We start from the raw sequence: 19,305 nt of genomic DNA, 5'->3' as shown, positions 1-19,305 counted from the left end.
GGCGGGGGCCCGTTCGGCCGGCGGGAGACCGGCCTGGTCCAGGGCGTCAGTTGCTCTGGATGTTCTGGTAGATGGTGAACATCGGCAGGTACAGACAGATCACCATTCCGCCGACCGTGGCGCCCATGACGAGCACCATGATCGGTTCGATCGACGCGGTCAGGGATTCGGCGGCGCTGTCGACTTCCCTGTCATAGAAATCGGCAACCTTGTCCAGCATCTGACTGATTTGGCCGCTTTCTTCACCGACCTCGACCATCTGGGTGACCATGGTCGGGAAGATCGGGTGGTGCCGCATGGCCGAGGACATGGGCTGGCCATCCCGCACGGCCGCCTGCACGTCCTTCATGGCCACGGTGATGACCTCGTTGCCGGTCGTCTCGCCGACCACGGTCAGCGCCTGCATGACCGGCACGCCGACGTTGAGCAGCAGACCCAGGTTGCGCGAGAACCGGCTCATCGCGAGCTTGCGGAAGAGCGGCCCGAACACCGGCAGTTTCAGCTTGATCCGGTCGGCCCGCAGCCGGAACGCGGCGTTGGTGCGCATCTGCTGCTTGTAGAAGACGGACGAGCCGATGCCGACGCCGAGGACCAGCGGCCCGATCCACCACATGTTGTGGCTCGCGTCGACCAGGAACTGGGTGATCGCGGGCAGCTCGCCGCCGAGGTTTTTGAACATGCCCTCGAAGACGGGCACGATGAAGATCAGGACCGCGGCGATGAGCACGAAGGTGAACGACAGCACGATCGCCGGGTAGGTCATCGCACTCTTGATCTTGCCGCGGAGCGCGGTGTCCTTCTCCAGGCTGTCCGCGATCTGCTCGAGAGCGCGGTCGATCATGCCGCCGGTCTCGCCGGCCCGGACCATGGCGATCATGAGGCGCGGGAAGATGCGGTCGTGCTTGGCCATCGACGACGACAGCGAGCCGCCGCCGGCCACGTCCGTACGCATCTCGCCCAGCGCCTTCTTGAGCGCCGGAGAGGTGCTCTGCTCCTCGAGGATCGCCAGCGAGCGCAGCAGCGACATGCCGGACGCGGTCATGGTGGCGAACTGGCGGGCGAAGACGGCGAGATCCTTGAGCTTGACCCGGTTGCCCAGGCCCGGGATCTTGATCTCCATGTCGAGGCCCTTGCCGGTCTCGACGAGTTCCAGCGGGGTCTCGCCGCGCTGCTTCAGCAGATGCGTGGCCGCGGTCTCGTTGGGCGCCTCGACGGTGCCCTTGGCCCGATGGCCGGCGCCGTCGATGCTGCTGTAACGAAAGACCTTGGTGGCCGGCATCAGGTCACATCCGTCCCACGAGTCGCTTGAGCTCTTCCTTGGAGTGGCAGATCTCGAGGGCGGCCTGCAGCGTCACGACCTGCTCCCGGACCTTCTCGGCCAGGTGCTGGTCGAACGCGAGCATGCCCTCACCCGCGCCGGCCTGCATGAACGAGGGGATCTGGTGCGACTTGCCCTCGCGGATCAGGCTGCGGATGGCCGGGGTGGCGGTGAGGATCTCGCAGATCACGGTCCGGCCCTTGTTGTCCGCGCGCGGCGCCAGCGCCTGGGTGATCACACCCTGCAGCGAGGCGGCCAGCTGGGCGCGGATCTGCAGTTGCTGGTGCGGCGGGAAGATGTCGATGACGCGGTCGATGGTCTGGGTGGCGCTCTGCGTGTGCAGCGTGGCCAGCACCAGGTGACCGGTCTCGGCGGCGGTCAGCGCGGTCGCGGTGGTCTCCAGGTCACGCAGCTCGCCGACCAGGATGATGTCGGGGTCCTGCCGCAGCGCGCTCTTGAGCGCCCGGGCGAAGTCCTCGGTGTCGCTGCCGACCTCGCGTTGGTTGACCACGCTGCGCTTGTGCGGGTGGAGGAACTCGATGGGGTCCTCGATGGTGATGATGTGGTCGGCGCGGGTGCGGTTGGCCAGGTCGAGGATCGAGGCCAGCGTCGTGGTCTTGCCGGAACCGGTCGGGCCGGTCACCAGCACGAGCCCCCGGGGCAGATGCGCGAAGCGGGCCACCGAGTCGGGCATGCCCAGCTCGTCCAGCGGCTTGATCTCATGCGGGATGGCCCGGAAGACCGCGCCGCACGAGTTGCGCTGGACGTAGAGGTTGCCGCGGAACCGGGAGACGCCGACGATGCTGTGCGCGAAGTCGAGCTCCTGGTTGGTCTGGAACGTCTCCCACTGCTCGTCCGAGACGGCGGCCCGGGCCAGCAGCGCGGTGTCGGCCGAGTTCAGGTTGCCGTAGCCGGGCAGGGGCCGCAGACCGCCGTTGACCCGGATCATGGGCGGCGTGCCGACGGTCAGGTGCAGGTCGGAGCCCTTCGACTCGACCAGGGTGACGAGCATCTGGTTGAGCACGGCCAGGTCGCCCGGGGCGGGGGCGACCGGCTGGGGCGCCGTCGCCTGCTGGGGGACCATCTGGTCGGTCTGATACATCGTCACCGGCTATCTGCTCGTCGGTCCTGGGACGCTCTTGTATTCGGCATCGGGGCGCAGCTGTTTAGGGCGTCTTCCCGCGTTTTCGAGCGGTCTTTTCCCGTACGGGGTAGCGTCCTCAGATCGCCACCCGGGAGACCTCGCGTACGGAGGTCAGACCCCCGGCCGCCTTGGCCAGCCCGTCCGCTCGCAGGTCGTACATGCCCTGGTAAAGCGCCACCTCGCGGATCTCGCCGGCCGACGCCCGCCGGATGGTCAGCGCCTCGATCTCCGGCGAGATCGGCATGACCTCGTGCAGCGCGATCCGGCCCCGGTACCCCGTGTTGGCGCAGTTGCGGCAGCCCACCGGCCGGTACAGCGCCTCCGGCACGGCCAGGTCCTCGAACGGCCAGCGCGCGCCCATCAGCTCCTCCTCGGTCGGCTTGTAGGCCTCCTTGCACCAGTCGCAGAGGCGCCGGGAGAGCCGCTGGGCCAGCACGCAGTCGAGCGACGAGCCGACCAGGAACGGCTCGATGCCCATCTCGGTGAGACGCGTGACAGCGCCGGGGGCGTCGTTGGTGTGCAGCGTGGAGAGCACGAGGTGACCGGTGAGCGAGGCCTCGACGGCGATCTGGGCGGTGTTGCCGTCCCGGATCTCGCCGATCAGCACGACGTCCGGGTCGGAGCGCAGGATGGCCGGCAGCACGGCCGCGAACGTCAGCCCGGCCTTGGTGTTGACCTGCACCTGGTTGACGCCGCGGAGCCGGTACTCGACCGGGTCCTCGACGGTGATCACGTTGACCTCGGGCTTGCTGATCCGGCCCAGGGTGGCGTACAGGGTGGTCGACTTGCCGGAACCGGTAGGGCCGGTCACCAGCAGCATGCCGTGCGGCTTGGTGAACGACGCCGCGAACCGGTCCAGGTTGTGCTGGGTGAACCCGAGCTTGTTCATGTCGAGGTCGATGCCGCCGGTGTCGAGCACCCGCAGCACCAGCTTCTCGCCCCACACCGTGGGCAGCGTGGCGGTACGCAGGTCGACCGTGCGGTCGCGGATGAGCGCGGTGATGCGGCCGTTCTGCGGCACCCGCTTCTCGGTGATGTCGACGCCCGACATGATCTTGATGCGGGACGTGAGGGCGGCCATGACGCCGCGCGGCACCAGGTCGACCTCGTGCAGCACGCCGTCGATGCGGTAGCGCACCCGCATGTCGTCCTCGGTGGGCTCGAGGTGCAGGTCGGAGGCGCGGTTCATGACCGCCTGCTCGATCAGGTTGTTGACGTAGCGCACGATCGGGGCGTCGTCGGCACTGGTCGCCTGCGCGGACATGGCGTTCTGCGACTCGTCCGCCTCGACGATGTCGCCGAGGTCGCTCGACTCGCGCTGGAGTTTCTCGATGATCCGGCGGACCTCGCTGCGGGCGACCACCACGGGGCGTACGGTCATGCCGGTGGCGGCACGCACGTCGTCGAGCGCGACCACGTCGCCCGGGTCGGTGACGCCGACGACCAGTTCGTCGCCGGACATCGAGATGCCGAGCACGCGGTGGCGCAGCACGACGGGCAGCGGGATCCGCTTGAGCGCGGCCGGGTCGGGGGTGACGCTGACCAGGTCGACAGTGTTGATGCCGAACGCGAGGGCGGCCGCCTGGGTCAGCTGCTCCTCGGTGACCACCTGGTCGTTGATGAGGACCGCGCGCACGGACCGGCCGCTGCGCTGCGCTTCCGCCGCGGCTGCGTCCACGGCCTGCGGATCGATCCCGATCTGCTTGAGCGCGTCCAGCAGCGGGCGGAAGGTTTGATCCATGACATCCTTGTTCTAGGCAAAACGTGCGTGCTTATGCCTATCGGGTGTCACGGACCAAAGCTGAGATCCGGAATATTATGATGTAATTCGCACCGGCTGGCGGAATGTTCGCCGGTATGCCGTGGGCGCCACGCCGATGGCCGCCTGCAGGTGCTGCCGCAGCGCGGTGGCGCTGCCCAGGCCCGAGCGCCGGGCCACCACCTCCACTCCCAGATCGGTCGACTCCAGCAGAACCTGAGCGTGGGCGATGCGCTGCCGCAGGATCCACTGCCGCGGGCTCGTGCCGGTCTCCTCGCGGAACCGCCGGGTGAAGGTACGCACGCTCATCCGGGCGTGCTCCGCCATCTCCTCCAGTCCCACCGGCTCGGCCAGCCGGTCGAGAGCCCAGGCCCGGGTCGGCGCGGTGCCCGTGCCGTCGGAGTGCGGCACCGGGCGCTCGATGAACTGGGCCTGGCCGCCGTCGCGCCAGGGCGGCAGCACGCAGCGGCGGGCCGCGCGGTTGGCCACCTCGGCGCCGTGGTCGCTGCGCACGATGTGCAGGCAGAGGTCGGCGCCGGCGCCCACCCCGGCCGAGGTGAGCACGTCGCCGTCGTCGACGAAGAGCACGTCGAGGTTCCACCGCACCCGGGGATAGAGCCGGCCGATGCGTTCGCCCCACAGCCAGTGGGTGGCGGCCGGGCGGCCGTCGAGCAGCCCCGCCGCGGCCAGCACGGAAGCGCCGGTGCAGATCGAGACGATGCGGGCGCCCCGGGCGGCGGCGTTCCGCAGAGCTTCCCGTACGTCGTCCCGCAGAGTCCCGTCGGTCACGGTGCTCCCGGCGTCGACGCCCGGCACCACAACCGTGTCGGCGACCTCGAGGACGCTCAGGTCGTGATCGGGGACGATCGTGAACCCGGCCGTGCTGCGGACCGGGCCGGTGCCACAGACCAGGATGTCGTACAGCTTCGTCTTGTCGGCGCGGCGGGCCGCGTTGAACACCTGTGTGGCCGTGCCGAGGTCGAACGCCACCACGCCGTCGAGCGGCAGGACGGCAATCGTGTGTCGAGAGGACATGGCCTGATTCTTGCGCATGATGGCCTCCCGGCCACTCGTCCGCTCGTACGGAAGAACGCAGAATCTCTCTCGTGACCAAGTACCGCATCCATCCCGCCTGGCTGGTGGCCGCCGTGGCGTTCGTCGCGCTGGTCGGCGCGGCCGGGTTCCGGGCCACGCCGTCCGTCATGATCCGGCCGCTGCACGAGGAGTTCGGCTGGTCGCTCGGCACCATCTCGGCCGCCGTCTCGGTCAACCTGATGCTCTACGGCCTGACCGCGCCGTTCGCCGCCGCCCTGATGGAACGGTTCGGCATCCGCCGGGTCGTGATGGCCGCCCTGCTGCTGGTGGCGGCCGGCTCGGGGTTGACGGTGTTCATGCGGTCGAGCTGGCAGCTCATCCTGCTCTGGGGTGTGCTCGTCGGCCTCGGCACCGGATCGATGGCCCTCGGCTTCGTCGCCACCATCGCCGGCCGCTGGTTCGTCAAGCACCGCGGCCTGGTGACCGGCGTGCTCACCGCCGGGGGCGCGGCCGGCAACCTGGTCTTCCTCCCGGTGCTGGCCACGCTCACCGAGAACTCCGGCTGGCGCGTCGCCGCGCTGACCGTCACCGTGGCCGCCCTGCTCGTCGTGCCGCTGGTCTGGTGGCGGCTGCGCGACCACCCGGCCGAGCTGGGCATGGGCGCGCTCGGCGGCGAGTACGCCGAACCCAAGCCGATCGCTGCGGCGGGGGCCGCCCGTACGGCGTTGCGCGCGCTCGGCCAGGCCGCCCGGACCCGGCCGTTCTGGCTGCTCGCGGGCGGGTTCGCGATCTGCGGGGCGACCACCAACGGGCTGGTCGGCACCCACTTCATCCCGGCCGCGCACGACCACGGCATGGCCGAGACCACCGCCGCCGGGCTGCTGGCCCTGGTCGGCGTGTTCGACATCGTGGGAACGGTGTTCTCGGGCTGGCTGACCGACCGCGTCGACAGCCGGATCCTGCTCGGGGCGTACTACTTCCTGCGCGGCCTGTCGCTGCTGGTGCTGCCGTCGCTGTTCGCGGCCGCCGCGCACCCCAGCATGCTGGTGTTCATCCTGTTCTACGGCCTCGACTGGGTGGCGACCGTGCCGCCGACCGTCACACTGTGCCGGGAGTACTTCGGCGAGAGCGGCGCGGTCGTCTTCGGCTGGGTCTTCGCCGCGCACCAGATCGGCGCCGCGGCCGCCGCCACCTCGGCCGGGCTGGTCCGCGATCAGCTGGGGGCGTACACGTGGGCCTGGTACGGCGCCGGAGCCCTCGCCATCCTGGCCAGTGTGCTCAGCCTGATGCTGTTCGCGGGCAGGCGGCTGCGCCCGATCGCCCCGGGCATCGGGCTGGCGGTGGCGGTGGCGAAAGCCTGACCGCGAGCCCGGCTCAGCTCAGCTCGACGACCTCGAGCAGGCCACTGAGGACCAGGATCTGTTTGATCGGGGCGGACGGGTTGGTCAGCCGGAAGCGGACACCGGCGTCACGGGCGCGCTGAAAACCGAAGATCAGCGCGCCCAGGCCGGTGGAGTCGATGAACACGAGGCCGGACAGGTCGACCACGATCTGGTGAGGGTGGGTGGCGAGCGCGTCGGTCAGCGCGGTGCGGACCTGGTCGACGGTGAGCACGTCGACCTCGCCGTGCAGCGCCACGGTGGCTGTCCGGCCGTCGCTGTCCAGGCTCGTCACGAACTCGTCGGGCAAGGCGGTCCTTCTTCCACTGTGGCGGTGATTCCACGTACGGTAATCGGCATCATCAAACACGTGAGGAGCGTGGCGTGCCGGTCGTGGGCGGTCTGCCGCCGCGCAATCCCCGTTTCGTCGGTCGCGAAGACCTGCTGAGCAGGCTCCGGACCCGTCTGGGCACCGGCCCGGTGGTGCTGCTGCCCAGCGAGGACAACCCCCTCGGTGGCACCGGGCGTACCCAGCTGGCCACGGAATACGCGCACCGCTACGCCGAGACCTACGACCTCGTCTGGTGGATCCCGTCCGAACAGGCCGCCGGCACCCGCGGCGCGCTGATCGGGCTGGCCCACCGGCTCGGGCTGCCCGAATCCGGCGACATCAACCGTACGCTGGCCGCGGTGCGGGACGCGCTGAGCCGGGGCGAGCCGTACCGCAACTGGCTGATCGTCTTCGAGGACGCCAACCGCCCCGAGGACATCAACCCCTACCTGCCCAGCGGGGCTGGTCATGTGCTGGTCACCAGCCGCAACCCGCGTTGGTCGGACGAGGTGGCCCAGGCCGTGCAGGTCGGCGTGTTCGACCGGGCCGACAGCGTCGACCTGCTCCGCCGCCGCGCCCCTGAGCTGGGCGTCGACGCGGCCGGGCGCCTGGCGGAGCGGCTGGGTGACGTGCCGATGGCCCTCGAGCTGGCCGCCGCCGTACGGGCTGCCACCGGGCGCTCGGTCGACGACTACCTCGCCCGCTACGACACCCGCGCGGCCGAGCTGGCCTTTCCCACCCCCGTACGGGTGGCTTGGGGCCTGGCCGCCGACGAGCTGAGGGCTGTTTCGCCGGCCGCGTACGAGCTGCTGGAACTGTGTTCCTTCCTGAGCAGCGCGCCGATCTCGTGGCGCCTGCTCTGGGGTGCGCGCACGCTGCCGCTCTCGCCCGAGCTGGCCCCGGCCGTACGCGTCGAGCGGCGGCTCAAGGCGGCGTTGCGCCTGATCGGACGGTACGGGCTGGCCGAGCTCGACCCGCCCGGCGAGCACCTGCTCGTGCACCCGCTGGTGCGCGGCATGCTGGGCCAGGAGCTCAGCTCGGAACGGCACGCGACCCTGCTCGCCACCGTACGGGCCATGCTGGCCGCGTCCGACCCCGGCGACCCGGACGACCCGGCCACCCGCTCGCGCTACGCCGAGCTGACCCCGCATCTGATCCACTCCGACGTGCTGGGCGCGGACGCCGAGGAGGTCCGCCAGCTGGTCGTCAACTGCGTGCGCTACCACTTCGCCCGCGGCGACTACGACTCCAGCCGCGACCTCGCCTCGGCCGCCGTGACGCGCTGGCGCGAGCTGCTGGGCGAGACCGACACGCAGACCCTGCTGGCCGCCTTCCACCTCGGCAACGCGTTGCGGGCGGTGGGCCGCACGGCCGAGGCCCGCACGCTCAACGCGCAGACTCTGCGGGCCCAGCGCGAGGTCCTGGGCGGCGACGACGAGACGACCCTGGCCACGGCCAACAGCGTCGGCGCCGACCTGCGCATCCGGGGCCACTTCGGCCAGGCCCGCCAGCTCGACGCCGACAACCTGGTGCGGTATCGCCGCCTGTTCGGCGAGAGCTTCCCGACCGCGCTGCGCTGCGCCAACAACCTCGCGGCCGACCTGCGGCTGCTCGGCGACTTCCGGGGCGCCCGCACGCTCGACGAGCAGACCCTGCGCCACCGCCAGGCGATCTTTGCCGACGGGCATCCCGAGATCCTGTCGTCGCGGGCCGAGCTCGCGTTCGACCTGTTCGGACTCGGTGACTACGCGGCCGCGGCCGAGATCGCCGTGGTGCGGCCCGGCACGGTCGAGCAGGATCATCCCTTCGCGTTGTGGGCGGCCCGGTTCGCGGCGATGGCGGCGCGCCGGCGCGGGCTGCCGTCGGCCGTGCCGCTGGCCGAGTCGGTGGTCGAGCTGAGCCGGCGGCGCTTCGGCGAGGTGCACGTCGAGTCGCTGGCCGCGGTCGTCTCGCTGGCCAACGCCGTACGGGAGGCCGAGGACTTCGACCGGGCCCACCAGCTGCTCGAACGCGCGGTGGTCAGGTACCACTCGGTGCTCGGCGACGACCACCCGTTCACGCTCGCCGCCGCGGCCGCGCTGGCCGGGGTGATCCGGGCGACCGGCCGGTACGCCGAGGCGCGCCGCATCGACGAGGAGGCGCTCAGCGGTTTGCGGCGCAGCGTCGGCCCCGACCACCCGTTCACGATGAGCTGCGCCAACGGGTACGCGAGCGACCTGTTCGGGCTGGGTGAGCGGCAGCAGGGGCAGCAGCTGGCCGTCGACACGTGGCAACGCTCCCGCCTGATCCGTGGCCCCGAGCACCCCGACACGCTGGCCTGCGCCTGGAACGCGGTGCTGGCGGGCGGTGACGACGAGGCCCGCCATCAGGTGCTGGCGGCGTTGCTGAAGGCGTACGGGGAGGAACACCCCGTGCCGGCGCGAGTGGCCCTGGGCGATCGGCTCGAGACCGACCTCGACCTACCGCCGCTCTAGCACGATCGTGGTCTGCCGGTCGAGCAGCCCGGTCAGCTCGGCGGCCGGCATCGGCTTGGCGAAGTGGTAGCCCTGGGCCTGGGTGCAGGCGAGGTCGCGCAGCATGGCCGCCTGCACCTCGTCCTCGACGCCCTCGGCGACCGGCGACAGGTTGAACGTGCGGGCGATGTGCAGCACCGCCTCGGCCACCGAGCCGTTCGCCGTCGACTCCTGCATGGCCTGCACGAACGACTTGTCGATCTTCACCACGTCGACCGGCAGCGCGCCCAGGTGGCTCAGCGACGAGAAACCGGTGCCGAAGTCGTCGAGCGCGATGCGGACGCCGAGTGTCTTGAGCGAGTCGAGCACCCGGGCCGACTCGGTCAGGTCGGTCAGCGCGGCCGACTCGGTCAGCTCGAGCACCAGCAGGTCGGCGGGCATGCCGGTGTCGGCGAGGACCGTACGGATCTCGTCGGTCAGCTCGGGACTGGCCAGCTGGGTGGCCGACAGGTTGACGTTGAGCTTGAACCCGGGATGCGCGCGCTGCCACTGCACGGCCTGCACGCATGCCTCGCGCAGCACCCAGAGGCCGAGGTTGTCCATGAGGCCGAGCGATTCCGTCAGGTCGATGAAATCGCCGGGGGCGAGCAGACCCCGTACGGGGTGACGCCAGCGCACCAGGGCCTCCACGCCCACCGTGTGCTGGCCGTTGAGGTCGACGATCGGCTGGTAGTGCACCTCGAACTGGCACTCGGCGAGCGCGCGGCGCAGGTCGTGCTCGTCGCGGCGGCGCTGTGCGGCCTCGGCGAAGCGGAGCGGGTCGAACCGGCGCACGACCCCCTTGCCGTCGTCCTTGGCGTGGTGGAGCGCCTCGGCGGCCTCGCGCAGCAGCGAGTCCACGTCCTGCTCGGCGCCGCGGGCGATCGAGATGCCGGCGCTGGCGCGGGCCGAGAGCAGCAGGTCGTCGACGGCGAACGGCTCCCGCAGGTCGTGCAGGATCCGCGACGCCACCGTGTCGGCGATCTGGTCGTCGGAGAGCCGGGGGAGCAGCACGACGAACTCGTCGCCGCCGAGCCGGGACACCGTGTCGTTGGAGCGCACGTTCGCGTTCAGCCGCTCGGCCGTGATCTTGAGGAGTTCGTCGCCGGCCGCGTGCCCGTACGTTTCGTTGATGTCCTTGAAGCCGTCGAGGTCGAACAGGATGACGGCGGTCATGGTGTCGTCGGCGTCGTCGAGCGCGTCCTTGGCGTGATTCATGAACATCGTCCGGTTGCCGAGGCCGGTGAGCGGGTCGCGGAACGCCTGCCTGGCCAGGATCGCGCGCTGCCGGTTCAGGTCGCGCATCAGCCCCTGATGGGTGTGCGAGCCGAGGAACTGCCGGAGCAGGATGGTGCCGGCCAGGAGCACGGTCAGCCAGGCCGGGTCGGGTCCGCGCACCGCCGCCAGGATCAGGGCCGCCGTGACGGGGACGTACCGCACGAGCGGCCGGCGGCCGGCCGCCTTGAGCACGACAGCGGTCGCCACCGCGACGATGCCGAGTGCGAGCACCCCGACGGGCAGGCCGTCGTCCCGGCTCACCAGCGGTTCGATCAGCACGATCAGCGACGCGCAGACCATGGCGACGTCGACGTCGACGCCGCGCCGTACGCGGTCCGTGGCCCTGCCGATGTGCGCCATGAGCACCTCCGTCGCGTTCGATCGGCCGGGGTTCGGTGGTCTTGAGACTTTTCCTCGGCGGTCATGTGTTGCGCGGCCGTTACGGTGGTCGTCAGGTCGGGTGACCCGTGGGCGCAGCGACGGGGTGTCCGGCAGGCCCCGGCCCGACCGTGATCTCATAGGACGCCAGAGCACAAAGGCCGGCAACGGAGGACGAAGTAGTGCCGAGTGGAAATCTCGAGGATCGACTTGCGTCGCTGAGTGCGTCCGCGACCGACGACGACGGCGTGGTCACCGTGACCGTCGGCGGCGGCGGTGTGGTGACCGATCTGCGACTCGACGACCGCGTGCAGCTGCTCAGCGGGGAGGCCCTGTCGGCCGAGATCCTGCGGATCATGCGCCGGGCCCAGGCGGCCCTGGCCGAGCAGGTCGCCGAGGCGCAGGAGGAGCCGCCGTCGCCGGTCATGCCGGCCGCGCCGCCGTTCCCCTCGTTCCAGAACACGCCGACCCTGCCGCACCAGGTGCCCGGCAACGGGTTCGAGAGCGGGCGTGACAGCCGTGCCCGCTGACTTCCCCGCGCTGCCGCGCCGCGGTCCCGCCCCGGCGGTCGACCGGATGTCCAACGCCGAGCTGGCCCGCATGGTCGAGGCCGAGCACCCGTACCGGGGAAAGGCGCTTTTCGAACTGTCGGACCGGATCGCCCTCGACAACGACGCGGCGACCAAGGTGGCCATGTTGACCCGGCTGACCTCGCTGCGGCGGGCCCGCCTGTTCGACCGGGTCTCGCTCGCCTGGTCGGGGATCATCGCCCTGCTCGCGGCCGAGACGGAGCACTCGCGGGCGGCCGCCTACGAGGCGTTCGGGGCGCTCGACGTCGCCGAGCAGCAGGACATGCTGGACTATCTCGAGGTGTCCTCGATCGAGGAGGCCCACCCGCGGATCGCGTGACAGGCCCCCTGACGATCAGTCCTCCAGCTGCACGTCCTTCCAGAACGCGACGCGATCGCGCACCACTCCGGCGTCCGGTTTCGGCTCGGGATAGAACCAGACGGCGTCGGGGGTGGTGTGCCCGTTCGAGGTCAGGGTGTAATACGAGGCCTTGCCCTTCCACGGGCAGACCGTGTGGGTGTCGGAGGGGGCCAGCACGTCCTCGCGCAGCGACTCGCGCGGGAAGTAGATTCTTCCCTCGACAACCACGGTGTCGTCGCTCTCGGCGATCACTTCGTCGTTCCAGATGGCCTTCGGCATAGTCCGAACGTAGCGCGCGGGACGTCGGTCGTCCGATATGCGAGTGTTAATCGCTATCGGGAGTGAAAGTTGCGACTCGTCCCAACATTGCCGACGTAATGTAAGAAGATCTAGAGTCAACTGCGACCTTCCGAACCCCCAGGGAGAGCGGCCGGTGACCGGTCTGAGCACGCTACCCACCACCGCTGAGCAGGCACGACACGCGTTGCTGCTGCTCGGTGCGCCCGCCGCGCCCCGGCTCGTGGCCGACGTGCACGCGGCCCTGTTCGACGGCGACCTCTCGGTGCCGGGCCTGGCCGCCCTGCTGCGTGACCGGTCGAGCGGGCTCTGCCCGGCCCTTGATCAAGACCTTTTCCCCGTACGGGGTCTCGTCGCGCTCGCCGACTGGCCGCTCGAGCGCCGGATCGTCACGCCGGCCGGCCGCCGCGCCGATGCGCTCGCCATGGTGATCCGGGTGGCCGGGTTCGTGGCGATGCGGCCCGGCGCGGGCCTCGCGGCGCACCGGTTGCTGCGGGCACTGGCCGAGGACGTGCCGCACGGGGTCGAGGCTTCTGACCTCGCGGAGGCGGCGCGGGCGGCCCTGACCTCGCCGGAACTGGTCTCCGCGGTCGCGGCCGAAGAGCCGGCGCGGGCCGCGGCACTTGCCCGGGCGGCCACGCTGCCGCGGTCGCAGCAGCTCTTCGGTCTGCCGCACGTGCCCCACCAGCGGGGTCCGGCGTGAATCGGTCGCGCTTCGCTGCGCTCGGCTCTGGGTCCGGAGGCGTTCGCGTGAACCGGATCGAGCGGCTTGCGCGGTTCCGCGTGCGGGGGTGTGGCGTGAACCGGATCGATCGGCTGCGCGGCTCCGCGTGCGGGGGTGTGGCGTGAACCGGATCGAGCGGCTGCGCGGCTCCGTGCCGGGCAAGCGGCACAACGCGCGGACGGTCGCTGCCCTCACCGGCAACCCGGGCTGCAGCCGGCGGGCCGTGCTGGACGCGGCCGGTGTCGACAAGGTGCGGCTGGCCGAGCGGATCGGGTTCCCGGGGCGTTTCGGGCAGTCCCGGTTCGCGCTGGCCCGCGGCAACGCGTTCGAGGCGATGCTCAAGGCCGACGACTGTGCGCTGCTGAGGGCGACCCTCGGGGCGTACGTGGGAAGCTATGAAGATCTTGGAGCCGACGAGGACGACACGCTCCCGGCCCGGCACACCCGCACCCGCGCGCTGCTGAGGGACGGCTCGGAAGGGCTGATCGACCACCCGCTGCTGACCCTCGAGGTCGCCGGGCAGACCGTGTTCCTCGAACCCGACCTGATCGCCCACCGCACCGGCTCGCAACTGCAGGTGGTCGAGATCAAGTCGTTCGCGATCGTCGACGGGCAGGCCGACGGGACGGCAGTGTCGGCCGCGGCGGTGCAGGCTGCCGTGTACGTGCTGGCGCTGCGCCGGCTCCTCGGCGACGACGCGGTCAGCCACGAGGTGGTGCTGGTGTGCCCCGAGAACTTCTCGCTGCAGCCCGTCGCGGTCGTGCTCGACGTCCGCAAACAGCTGTCGACGCTGCGGCGGCAGCTGTCCCGCCTGGCCTCCGTCGCCGACCTGGTGGAATCGTTGCCCGCCACGGTCTCCTTCGACCTCGCCCTGCCCGCCTCGGAGCTGATCGACGCCCTCACCGCGGTCGAGGCGCGATACGCCCCGGAATGCCTTTCCGCCTGCGAGCTGTCGGTCTACTGCCGTCACGAGTCGACGGGCCGCACGGCCGTGCTGGGACGGCCCGTCCGCGACGCCCTGGGCGGCATCGAGACGATCGGCGAAGTGCTCGCGCTGGCCTCTGGGGCAGCGTCGCCCACACCCGGACAGGAAGAGGCCGCGGCCCTGCTGCGCGCCGCCCGGCGACTGCGGGACGAGGCTCTGTCTCGTCCGGGGGGCCCGTGAGCACCCTTGTCGCGCTAGCCCGGGCCGAGGCGTTCACCACCGGCCTGGCCCAGCCCATCGCCACCGTACGTCACCTGCACGTCCACGACCGCCCGCTGGTGCTCATCCCCCTCGCGACGGCGGGTGAGGCCAACGCGCCGCTGGCCGCGATGCTCGGCGCCGACGTCGCCGAACCCCGGCTGCTCGTGGTGAGCCAGCCCCGCAACCGGGACGAACGGTTCGCCTTCGCCGCCGAACTGGCCGATGCGGTCGTGCCCTACCTGGCGTCGTTCGGCGAAGGCGGGACCGAGGCCGTGCCGGTCGACCGGGGACGCGACGTGCGGCACAGGTACCTCGACGCGCCGCAGGTGTGGGTGCCCAACCCCGCCGGCGTCGACTTCCTGCGGCTGCTCGGCCGTTCCACCCGCTTCCGGCGTACGGATGGCGACCACCCGGTGCCCCCGGCCGTTCCGCTGCTCGGGCAGTGGCTCACGTTCCTGGCGTCGTCGGCCGAGGTGCCCGGCTCGGCGATGCTGCCCAACGCCGTACAGGCCCTGGGGTTGCACTGGGCGACGGGGCAGAGCTCGGCCGAGGACGCGCACTTCGGATCGCTGTTCGCCTGGATCACCGAGGGGGCCGAGGCCGCCCGGGAAGCCGAGCAGGGACCGGTCGCCGGGCCGGCCACCGACCCCGAGTTCGACAACAAGGTGCTTGCGCCGCTGATCGCCGAGTCCTCCCCGGAGCTGACCGGAGCGCTGCGTGACCTGCTGACGCCGACCTGGGAGCGGATGTGGCAGTCGATCGCCCTGCTGCGCTCGCTGCCCGAGGGCGCGCGGGTGCGGTCGCGATGGGACAGCGATCGGGACGTGTACTCGGCCTTCGTCACCCACCTGGAGGAGGACGGCACACCCCAGCCCCGCAGGGACGGCGCGGTGGCCGCGGCGGCCCGGCTTCAGCGGCTCGAGAACGCGGCGGCGCGCTATGCGGTGCAGCGGGCCTTCGACGACCCGTTGGTCCTGGCCGAGCACCGGCTGGCCGGGGCGGCGTTCGGCGGGGTGGTGACCCTGGCCAAGGCCGACCGGATCGACGACACGGGCAAACGGCCGGTGCTGCGCCCCCGCATCATGGTGGCAACGACCGAGCCCGTACGGGTGGAGCCCGGCACCACGCTCACGTCACCGGCCCGTCCGACGCAAAAGGCGAAGGTCATCTCGGTCACGCCGACCTCCACTGGTTTCGACGTGCTGCTGGAGCTCTCGGGCGGGATGGGCCGCAAGCTGGTGGCCGAGCCGGGAAGTGTGCCCGTGGTTGGCGAACAGCTGCTGCTGACCACGTTGAGCGAGGCGTACCGCCCGGGCGCGGCTTTCCCCGACCCCGCCGACACCCCGTGGACCCACGGCGGGCCGCCTGCTGGCCCCCCTGATCCGTCTGGTCCTGCTTCCCCTGCCCTGCCCGGTTGACGCACCGGGTTTGCTCAGCGCAGGGCGACGATCAGGAGAGCTATGTCGTCGGCTCGGCGAGGGGCCGAGGCGATCAGGCGGTCGCACAGCTCGCCGGGGGAGAGGCCGGGGTGGCCGCGCAGGACGGAGCGGATGCGGGCTATTCCGTCGTCGATCAGCCGGGCCGGGTGTTCGACCAGGCCGTCGGTGTAGAGCAGCAGCGTGCTGCCGCAGCGGACGCGGCGGTGACAGGTGGTGCGCTGCTCGCGGGGGAGCAGCCCGAGCAGCGGCTCCGGCGACTCCCACCACACGTCGACCTCGCCGTCGGGGCGCAGCAGGACCGGTGGCGGGTGGCCGGCGTTCGCGAACGAGATCAGGTAGTCGTCGCCGTCGCGGCGCAGACGGGCCAGGACGGCGGTGGCGGCGGCCGGCACGTGCAGGCCGTGCAGCGCGCGGTCGAGCTGGGCCAGCAGTGGGCCCGGGCTGTCGTCACGGCCGTAGGCGTTACCCCGTACGAGGTTGCGGACCTGACCCATCGTCGCGGCGGCCTCGATGTCGTGGCCGGCGACGTCCCCGACGGCCAGCATGAGGCTCCCGTCGGGCTGCGCGAAGGCGTCATACCAGTCGCCGCCGACCGACGCGCCGTCCTGGGCCGGGAGGTAACGGCCGAACAGCTGGACACCGTCCACCTGGGGCAGTTCGGGAAGCATGCTGTGCTGCAGCACCTCGGCGACGTGGCGATGGCGGTCGTACACGCGGGTGTTGTCGACGGCCAGGCCGGCGCGGTGACCCACCTCGGCCGCGGTCGCCTCCTCGGCGTCGGTGAAGGAGGGCCGGGCGGGCCCGTTGACCAGCAGCACCGCGCCCTGCACGCGAGGCGGGACCGGTGACGTGATCGGAACGACGAGGCACGAGGAACAGCCCAGCCGCTCGGCGGCCTCGGCCGTCAGACCGTCGCGCAACTGGGCGACGGCCGCCTCGTCCCAGCGGACCGGGCGACCGGCCTGCTGTGTCCCCCGGAGCAGCGGCTTGGCGTCGAACCGGGCGACCAGATGTCGCAGGGTCGCTGCTTGTGCCGGGTCGCGGTGGGCGGCCGACAGGTGGCGGACCGTGCCGCCCTGGCCGGCCAGCACGATCAGGCACCAGTCGGCGAGACGGCCCGCCACCAGGCCGCCGAGCCGGTTGAGGGCCACGTCGAGGTCCATCGTGGTGGCGAGCGTGTCGGTCAGCTCGCTGAGCAGGGTGAGCTGACCGTGGGCGGACTCGGCGGCGCGGCGGGCCTCGTCGGCTATCTCGCGGGCGATGCGCAGCCGCAGCTCGGAGCCGCAGACCTCGCCGAGCTCGATGAGCAGCTCGATCTCGCTCCTGGTCCAGACGCGGGGTTCGGAGTCCATGACGGCGAGCGTGCCGAGAACGTGTCCGTCGGAGTCGGCCAGCGGCACCCCCGCGAACGCGACCGCCCCCAGCTCGGCGACGGCCGGGTTGTCGCGCATGCGCGGATCCTCCCGCACGTCCGGCACGACGATCATGCTGCCGGACTCGACCACGTGCCGGCTGAGCGAGTGGGTGAGCGGCATCTCCCGCTGCGACGCGAGCGGCTCGGGCAGCCCGACCTGCCCCGGCAGATGCTGCCGATCCTCGCCGACCACGGTGACCAGCGCGGCCCGCACCTCGACCAGCCGCTCAACAATCACGGCGATGCGGTCGAACGCCGGGTCGGGCCGCGACCCCACCTTGAGCCGAGCCACCGAACGCAGGCGCGCGGGATCGCCGAGAGCGCCCTTGCGCGCTTCTGAAGCCAAGTCACCCCGTGGCAAAGTCGCTCCCCGGCAGGTCAGAGGGGGTCAGGCTACCGGTTCGCTCGTTGCCGCCACGACCCCCGAACGACCGCAAACGCACCCCCTGCCAAGACACCCCGCCCCAGCGCTTGCCGTCGCCGTAGCCGCCTGCCTCGTGGACCGTGTCTGCCGCCGCCGTAGCTGCCTGCCTCGTGGACCGTGTCGTGCCGCCGGCCGTTGCCGCCGGTAGGTCAGGGGCCGGGGGCGGGGTCGGTGGCTGTGGTGACGAGGGCGCCGGCGGCCAAGGGGAACCAGCGTTTGGACCAGGCTTCGCGGGCGGCCTCGAAGGTGGAGTCGTCGGCGCCGAACAGCGAGATCGTCACTTCGACGTGGGTCGCCTCGGGGGCGTCCAGGTGATTGCGGGCGGCGGCGACGATCAGGTGGCCGTCGGCGTCGACCGTCCAGGCCACCCGCGGGCCGAAACGTTCCCACTCGCCGGGTGCGAGCGTCAGCACCTGGCGGCCGGTTGTCTCGCCGGTCAGGTAGAGCGTGCGCCGCCGGCCGGTCGGCCGCTCGTCGAGCAAGTAGCGCAACTGGATCAGGAACGCCCGCCAGCCCTCCTCGATCGCGTCGTACACCTCGGGCCTGCCCGGCATGGTGCCCTCGCGGGTCACCCGCACCCGAGCCGAGTCGTCGTCGCCGGTGACCTCCAGATAGGAGCCGTCGGCCCAGCCCATCCTCTCCGGCGCCCACAGGGTCGCCTCGTCCAGAAAGATCTGTTTGATCTCGGCGTCGAGCCCGTCGTAGTCCCAGCCGAACCACTGGCGCAGCACGGCCGGCTGCGTGACGGACTCCCAGACCTCGTCCCGTCCCGCCGCCACGGAGATCTCGACGTCGTAGGGCTTCAGATGCCGCGCCTGGGTCATGCCCCGACCCCGGCCGCGCGCGTAACACTTTTGTCGGTCCACTCGGTCATGAACCCATCTTTGGGGCAAGAGTGCTTTTACGCCACGTGTCGGGTCGCGCCTCTTGCCCCGCCGTCGAACGGCGCGCGGCGACCGGCTGTCAGGCCCGAGCGCAGCGTGCCCCGGATCTCGGCCCGGCCCAGCCCGGCGAAGCGGGCGGCCTCCTCGAGTTCGCGCACCGTCTCGGTCAGGTCGAGCAGCCCGGCGCCGATGAAACGGCCCATCGCGTACGCCGCGCGGTTCAACGTGTCGTTGCGGCTGCCCACCGGAGCGCGGGCAACCCGGTCGGCCTCGGCGGCCAGGGCTGCCCGCGCATACCGCGCCGGATGCGCGATCGGGCGGTGGCCCGCAAGCGGCGGCGGCCCCTCGATCAGGGCGCGCAGAGCCGCCGGCCCGTCGGGCAACGGCTCGCTCGGGCGGTGCACCCAGCGGTACTCGCCGCCGGAGGCGTGGCGCGACGGCGGAGCCACCACATAGCCCCCGACGCCACGCCAGTCGAGGCCCGGCAGCAGGCGGACACGATTGCCGTAGCCCATCGGGCTGAACCAGAAATGCCAGCCGCCGCCACCGGTGCGTACGCGGGGGCCGGCCGGCAGGTCGCCGCCGAGCAGATGACAGAGGCCGTGCCAGCCCTCGGCCGAGTCGACATCGGCGACGTCCATCGTCACGCCGGTGCGCAGGCCCACGTTGGCGTCGGGCCAGCGTGACCACCACAGGTCGATCAGGCGCGGGTCGGTGCTGGCCTCGTGCAGGCCGTGCCGCAGGTGGGGATGCTTGCCGGGACGCTCGCACGAGACTCCTCTGTCGCAGGTGCAGCCGCCGCGGGGGTCAGGCGCATGCACCGGCAGGACGGGGATGCCGTGCCGGGCGTAGGCCAATGCGGCTGTCAGCGACATTAGAACAAGAGTACGACA

The 19,305-nt window shown here is 71.5% G+C and carries 17 protein-coding genes; 7 read left to right on the top strand and 10 right to left on the bottom strand.

Annotated elements, in window-relative coordinates; translation table 11 throughout:
• Positions 1 to 46 precede the first annotated feature (46 nt).
• From C8E87_RS10775 to C8E87_RS10760, 4 genes are all read right to left on the bottom strand, one after another.
• Complete coding sequence (locus tag C8E87_RS10775) at positions 47 to 1,279, bottom strand: type II secretion system F family protein (RefSeq protein WP_133872958.1); 1,233 nt, start codon at positions 1,277 to 1,279, stop codon at positions 47 to 49.
• Between the two features lie 4 nt (positions 1,280 to 1,283).
• The gene (locus C8E87_RS10770) at positions 1,284 to 2,420 is read right to left on the bottom strand and encodes a type IV pilus twitching motility protein PilT (RefSeq protein ID WP_239079963.1); all 1,137 of its coding nucleotides are present in this window, start codon (positions 2,418 to 2,420) and stop codon (positions 1,284 to 1,286) included.
• A gap of 118 nt (positions 2,421 to 2,538) precedes the next feature.
• On the bottom strand, positions 2,539 to 4,203 hold the full coding sequence (locus tag C8E87_RS10765; RefSeq protein WP_133872957.1) for a GspE/PulE family protein: 1,665 nt from the start codon (positions 4,201 to 4,203) through the stop codon (positions 2,539 to 2,541).
• 75 nt (positions 4,204 to 4,278) lie between these two features.
• Positions 4,279 to 5,274: a GlxA family transcriptional regulator gene (locus C8E87_RS10760; RefSeq protein WP_133872956.1), complete on the bottom strand. Its 996-nt coding sequence runs from the start codon at positions 5,272 to 5,274 to the stop codon at positions 4,279 to 4,281.
• Between the two features lie 53 nt (positions 5,275 to 5,327).
• On the opposite strand from C8E87_RS10760, the gene C8E87_RS10755 reads away from it, so the two are divergent.
• Complete coding sequence (locus tag C8E87_RS10755) at positions 5,328 to 6,617, top strand: MFS transporter (protein ID WP_133872955.1); 1,290 nt, start codon at positions 5,328 to 5,330, stop codon at positions 6,615 to 6,617.
• A gap of 13 nt (positions 6,618 to 6,630) precedes the next feature.
• On the opposite strand, the gene C8E87_RS10750 is transcribed toward C8E87_RS10755, so the two are convergent.
• The gene (locus tag C8E87_RS10750) at positions 6,631 to 6,945 is read right to left on the bottom strand and encodes an STAS domain-containing protein (RefSeq protein WP_133872954.1); all 315 of its coding nucleotides are present in this window, start codon (positions 6,943 to 6,945) and stop codon (positions 6,631 to 6,633) included.
• A gap of 74 nt (positions 6,946 to 7,019) precedes the next feature.
• Here C8E87_RS10750 and fxsT point away from each other — a divergent pair, with 74 nt between their 5' ends.
• Positions 7,020 to 9,440, top strand: a complete 2,421-nt coding sequence (fxsT, locus tag C8E87_RS10745) for an FxSxx-COOH system tetratricopeptide repeat protein (RefSeq protein ID WP_133872953.1) — start codon at positions 7,020 to 7,022, stop codon at positions 9,438 to 9,440.
• On the opposite strand, the gene C8E87_RS10740 is transcribed toward fxsT, so the two are convergent.
• Positions 9,426 to 11,096, bottom strand: a complete 1,671-nt coding sequence (locus C8E87_RS10740; RefSeq protein WP_133872952.1) for a putative bifunctional diguanylate cyclase/phosphodiesterase — start codon at positions 11,094 to 11,096, stop codon at positions 9,426 to 9,428. The two genes, fxsT and C8E87_RS10740, sit on opposite strands and share 15 nt — an antisense overlap.
• A 200-nt stretch (positions 11,097 to 11,296) precedes the next feature.
• Here C8E87_RS10740 and C8E87_RS10735 point away from each other — a divergent pair, with 200 nt between their 5' ends.
• Together C8E87_RS10735 and C8E87_RS10730 are read left to right on the top strand one after the other, a co-directional pair.
• Positions 11,297 to 11,644: a YbaB/EbfC family nucleoid-associated protein gene (locus C8E87_RS10735; RefSeq protein WP_133872951.1), complete on the top strand. Its 348-nt coding sequence runs from the start codon at positions 11,297 to 11,299 to the stop codon at positions 11,642 to 11,644.
• Positions 11,625 to 12,023: a hypothetical protein gene (locus C8E87_RS10730; RefSeq protein ID WP_239079958.1), complete on the top strand. Its 399-nt coding sequence runs from the start codon at positions 11,625 to 11,627 to the stop codon at positions 12,021 to 12,023. Before C8E87_RS10735 ends, C8E87_RS10730 begins: the two co-directional genes overlap by 20 nt.
• 15 nt (positions 12,024 to 12,038) lie before the next feature.
• Here the strand turns inward: C8E87_RS10730 and C8E87_RS10725 are convergent, their stop codons facing one another.
• The gene (locus tag C8E87_RS10725; protein WP_133872950.1) at positions 12,039 to 12,323 is read right to left on the bottom strand and encodes a DUF427 domain-containing protein; all 285 of its coding nucleotides are present in this window, start codon (positions 12,321 to 12,323) and stop codon (positions 12,039 to 12,041) included.
• 154 nt (positions 12,324 to 12,477) lie between these two features.
• Here C8E87_RS10725 and C8E87_RS10720 point away from each other — a divergent pair, with 154 nt between their 5' ends.
• From C8E87_RS10720 to C8E87_RS10710, 3 genes are all read left to right on the top strand, one after another.
• A complete protein-coding gene (locus tag C8E87_RS10720) occupies positions 12,478 to 13,044 on the top strand; it encodes a hypothetical protein (RefSeq protein ID WP_133872949.1) in 567 nt (188 codons plus the stop codon).
• A gap of 142 nt (positions 13,045 to 13,186) precedes the next feature.
• Positions 13,187 to 14,230, top strand: coding sequence for a hypothetical protein (locus C8E87_RS10715; RefSeq protein ID WP_133872948.1), 1,044 nt, complete (start codon positions 13,187 to 13,189; stop codon positions 14,228 to 14,230).
• Positions 14,227 to 15,669, top strand: a complete 1,443-nt coding sequence (locus tag C8E87_RS10710) for a hypothetical protein (protein ID WP_133872947.1) — start codon at positions 14,227 to 14,229, stop codon at positions 15,667 to 15,669. Before C8E87_RS10715 ends, C8E87_RS10710 begins: the two co-directional genes overlap by 4 nt.
• Before the next feature lie 14 nt (positions 15,670 to 15,683).
• Here the strand turns inward: C8E87_RS10710 and C8E87_RS10705 are convergent, their stop codons facing one another.
• The 3 genes from C8E87_RS10705 to C8E87_RS10695 all read right to left on the bottom strand — a co-directional run bounded on the left by C8E87_RS10705 (position 15,684) and on the right by C8E87_RS10695 (position 19,287).
• Positions 15,684 to 17,450, bottom strand: coding sequence for a SpoIIE family protein phosphatase (locus C8E87_RS10705; protein ID WP_239079959.1), 1,767 nt, complete (start codon positions 17,448 to 17,450; stop codon positions 15,684 to 15,686).
• A 227-nt stretch (positions 17,451 to 17,677) separates the two neighbouring features.
• Positions 17,678 to 18,352, bottom strand: coding sequence for an SRPBCC family protein (locus tag C8E87_RS10700; protein ID WP_133872946.1), 675 nt, complete (start codon positions 18,350 to 18,352; stop codon positions 17,678 to 17,680).
• 77 nt (positions 18,353 to 18,429) lie between these two features.
• A complete protein-coding gene (locus tag C8E87_RS10695; protein WP_133872945.1) occupies positions 18,430 to 19,287 on the bottom strand; it encodes a bifunctional DNA primase/polymerase in 858 nt (285 codons plus the stop codon).
• Positions 19,288 to 19,305 lie beyond the last annotated feature (18 nt).

Origin of the sequence: Paractinoplanes brasiliensis, assembly GCF_004362215.1 — a bacterium.
Lineage (GTDB): Bacteria > Actinomycetota > Actinomycetes > Mycobacteriales > Micromonosporaceae > Actinoplanes > Actinoplanes brasiliensis.
The sequence above is the reverse complement of the archived record's forward strand: the minus strand, read 5'-3'. Positions and strand labels throughout refer to the sequence as shown.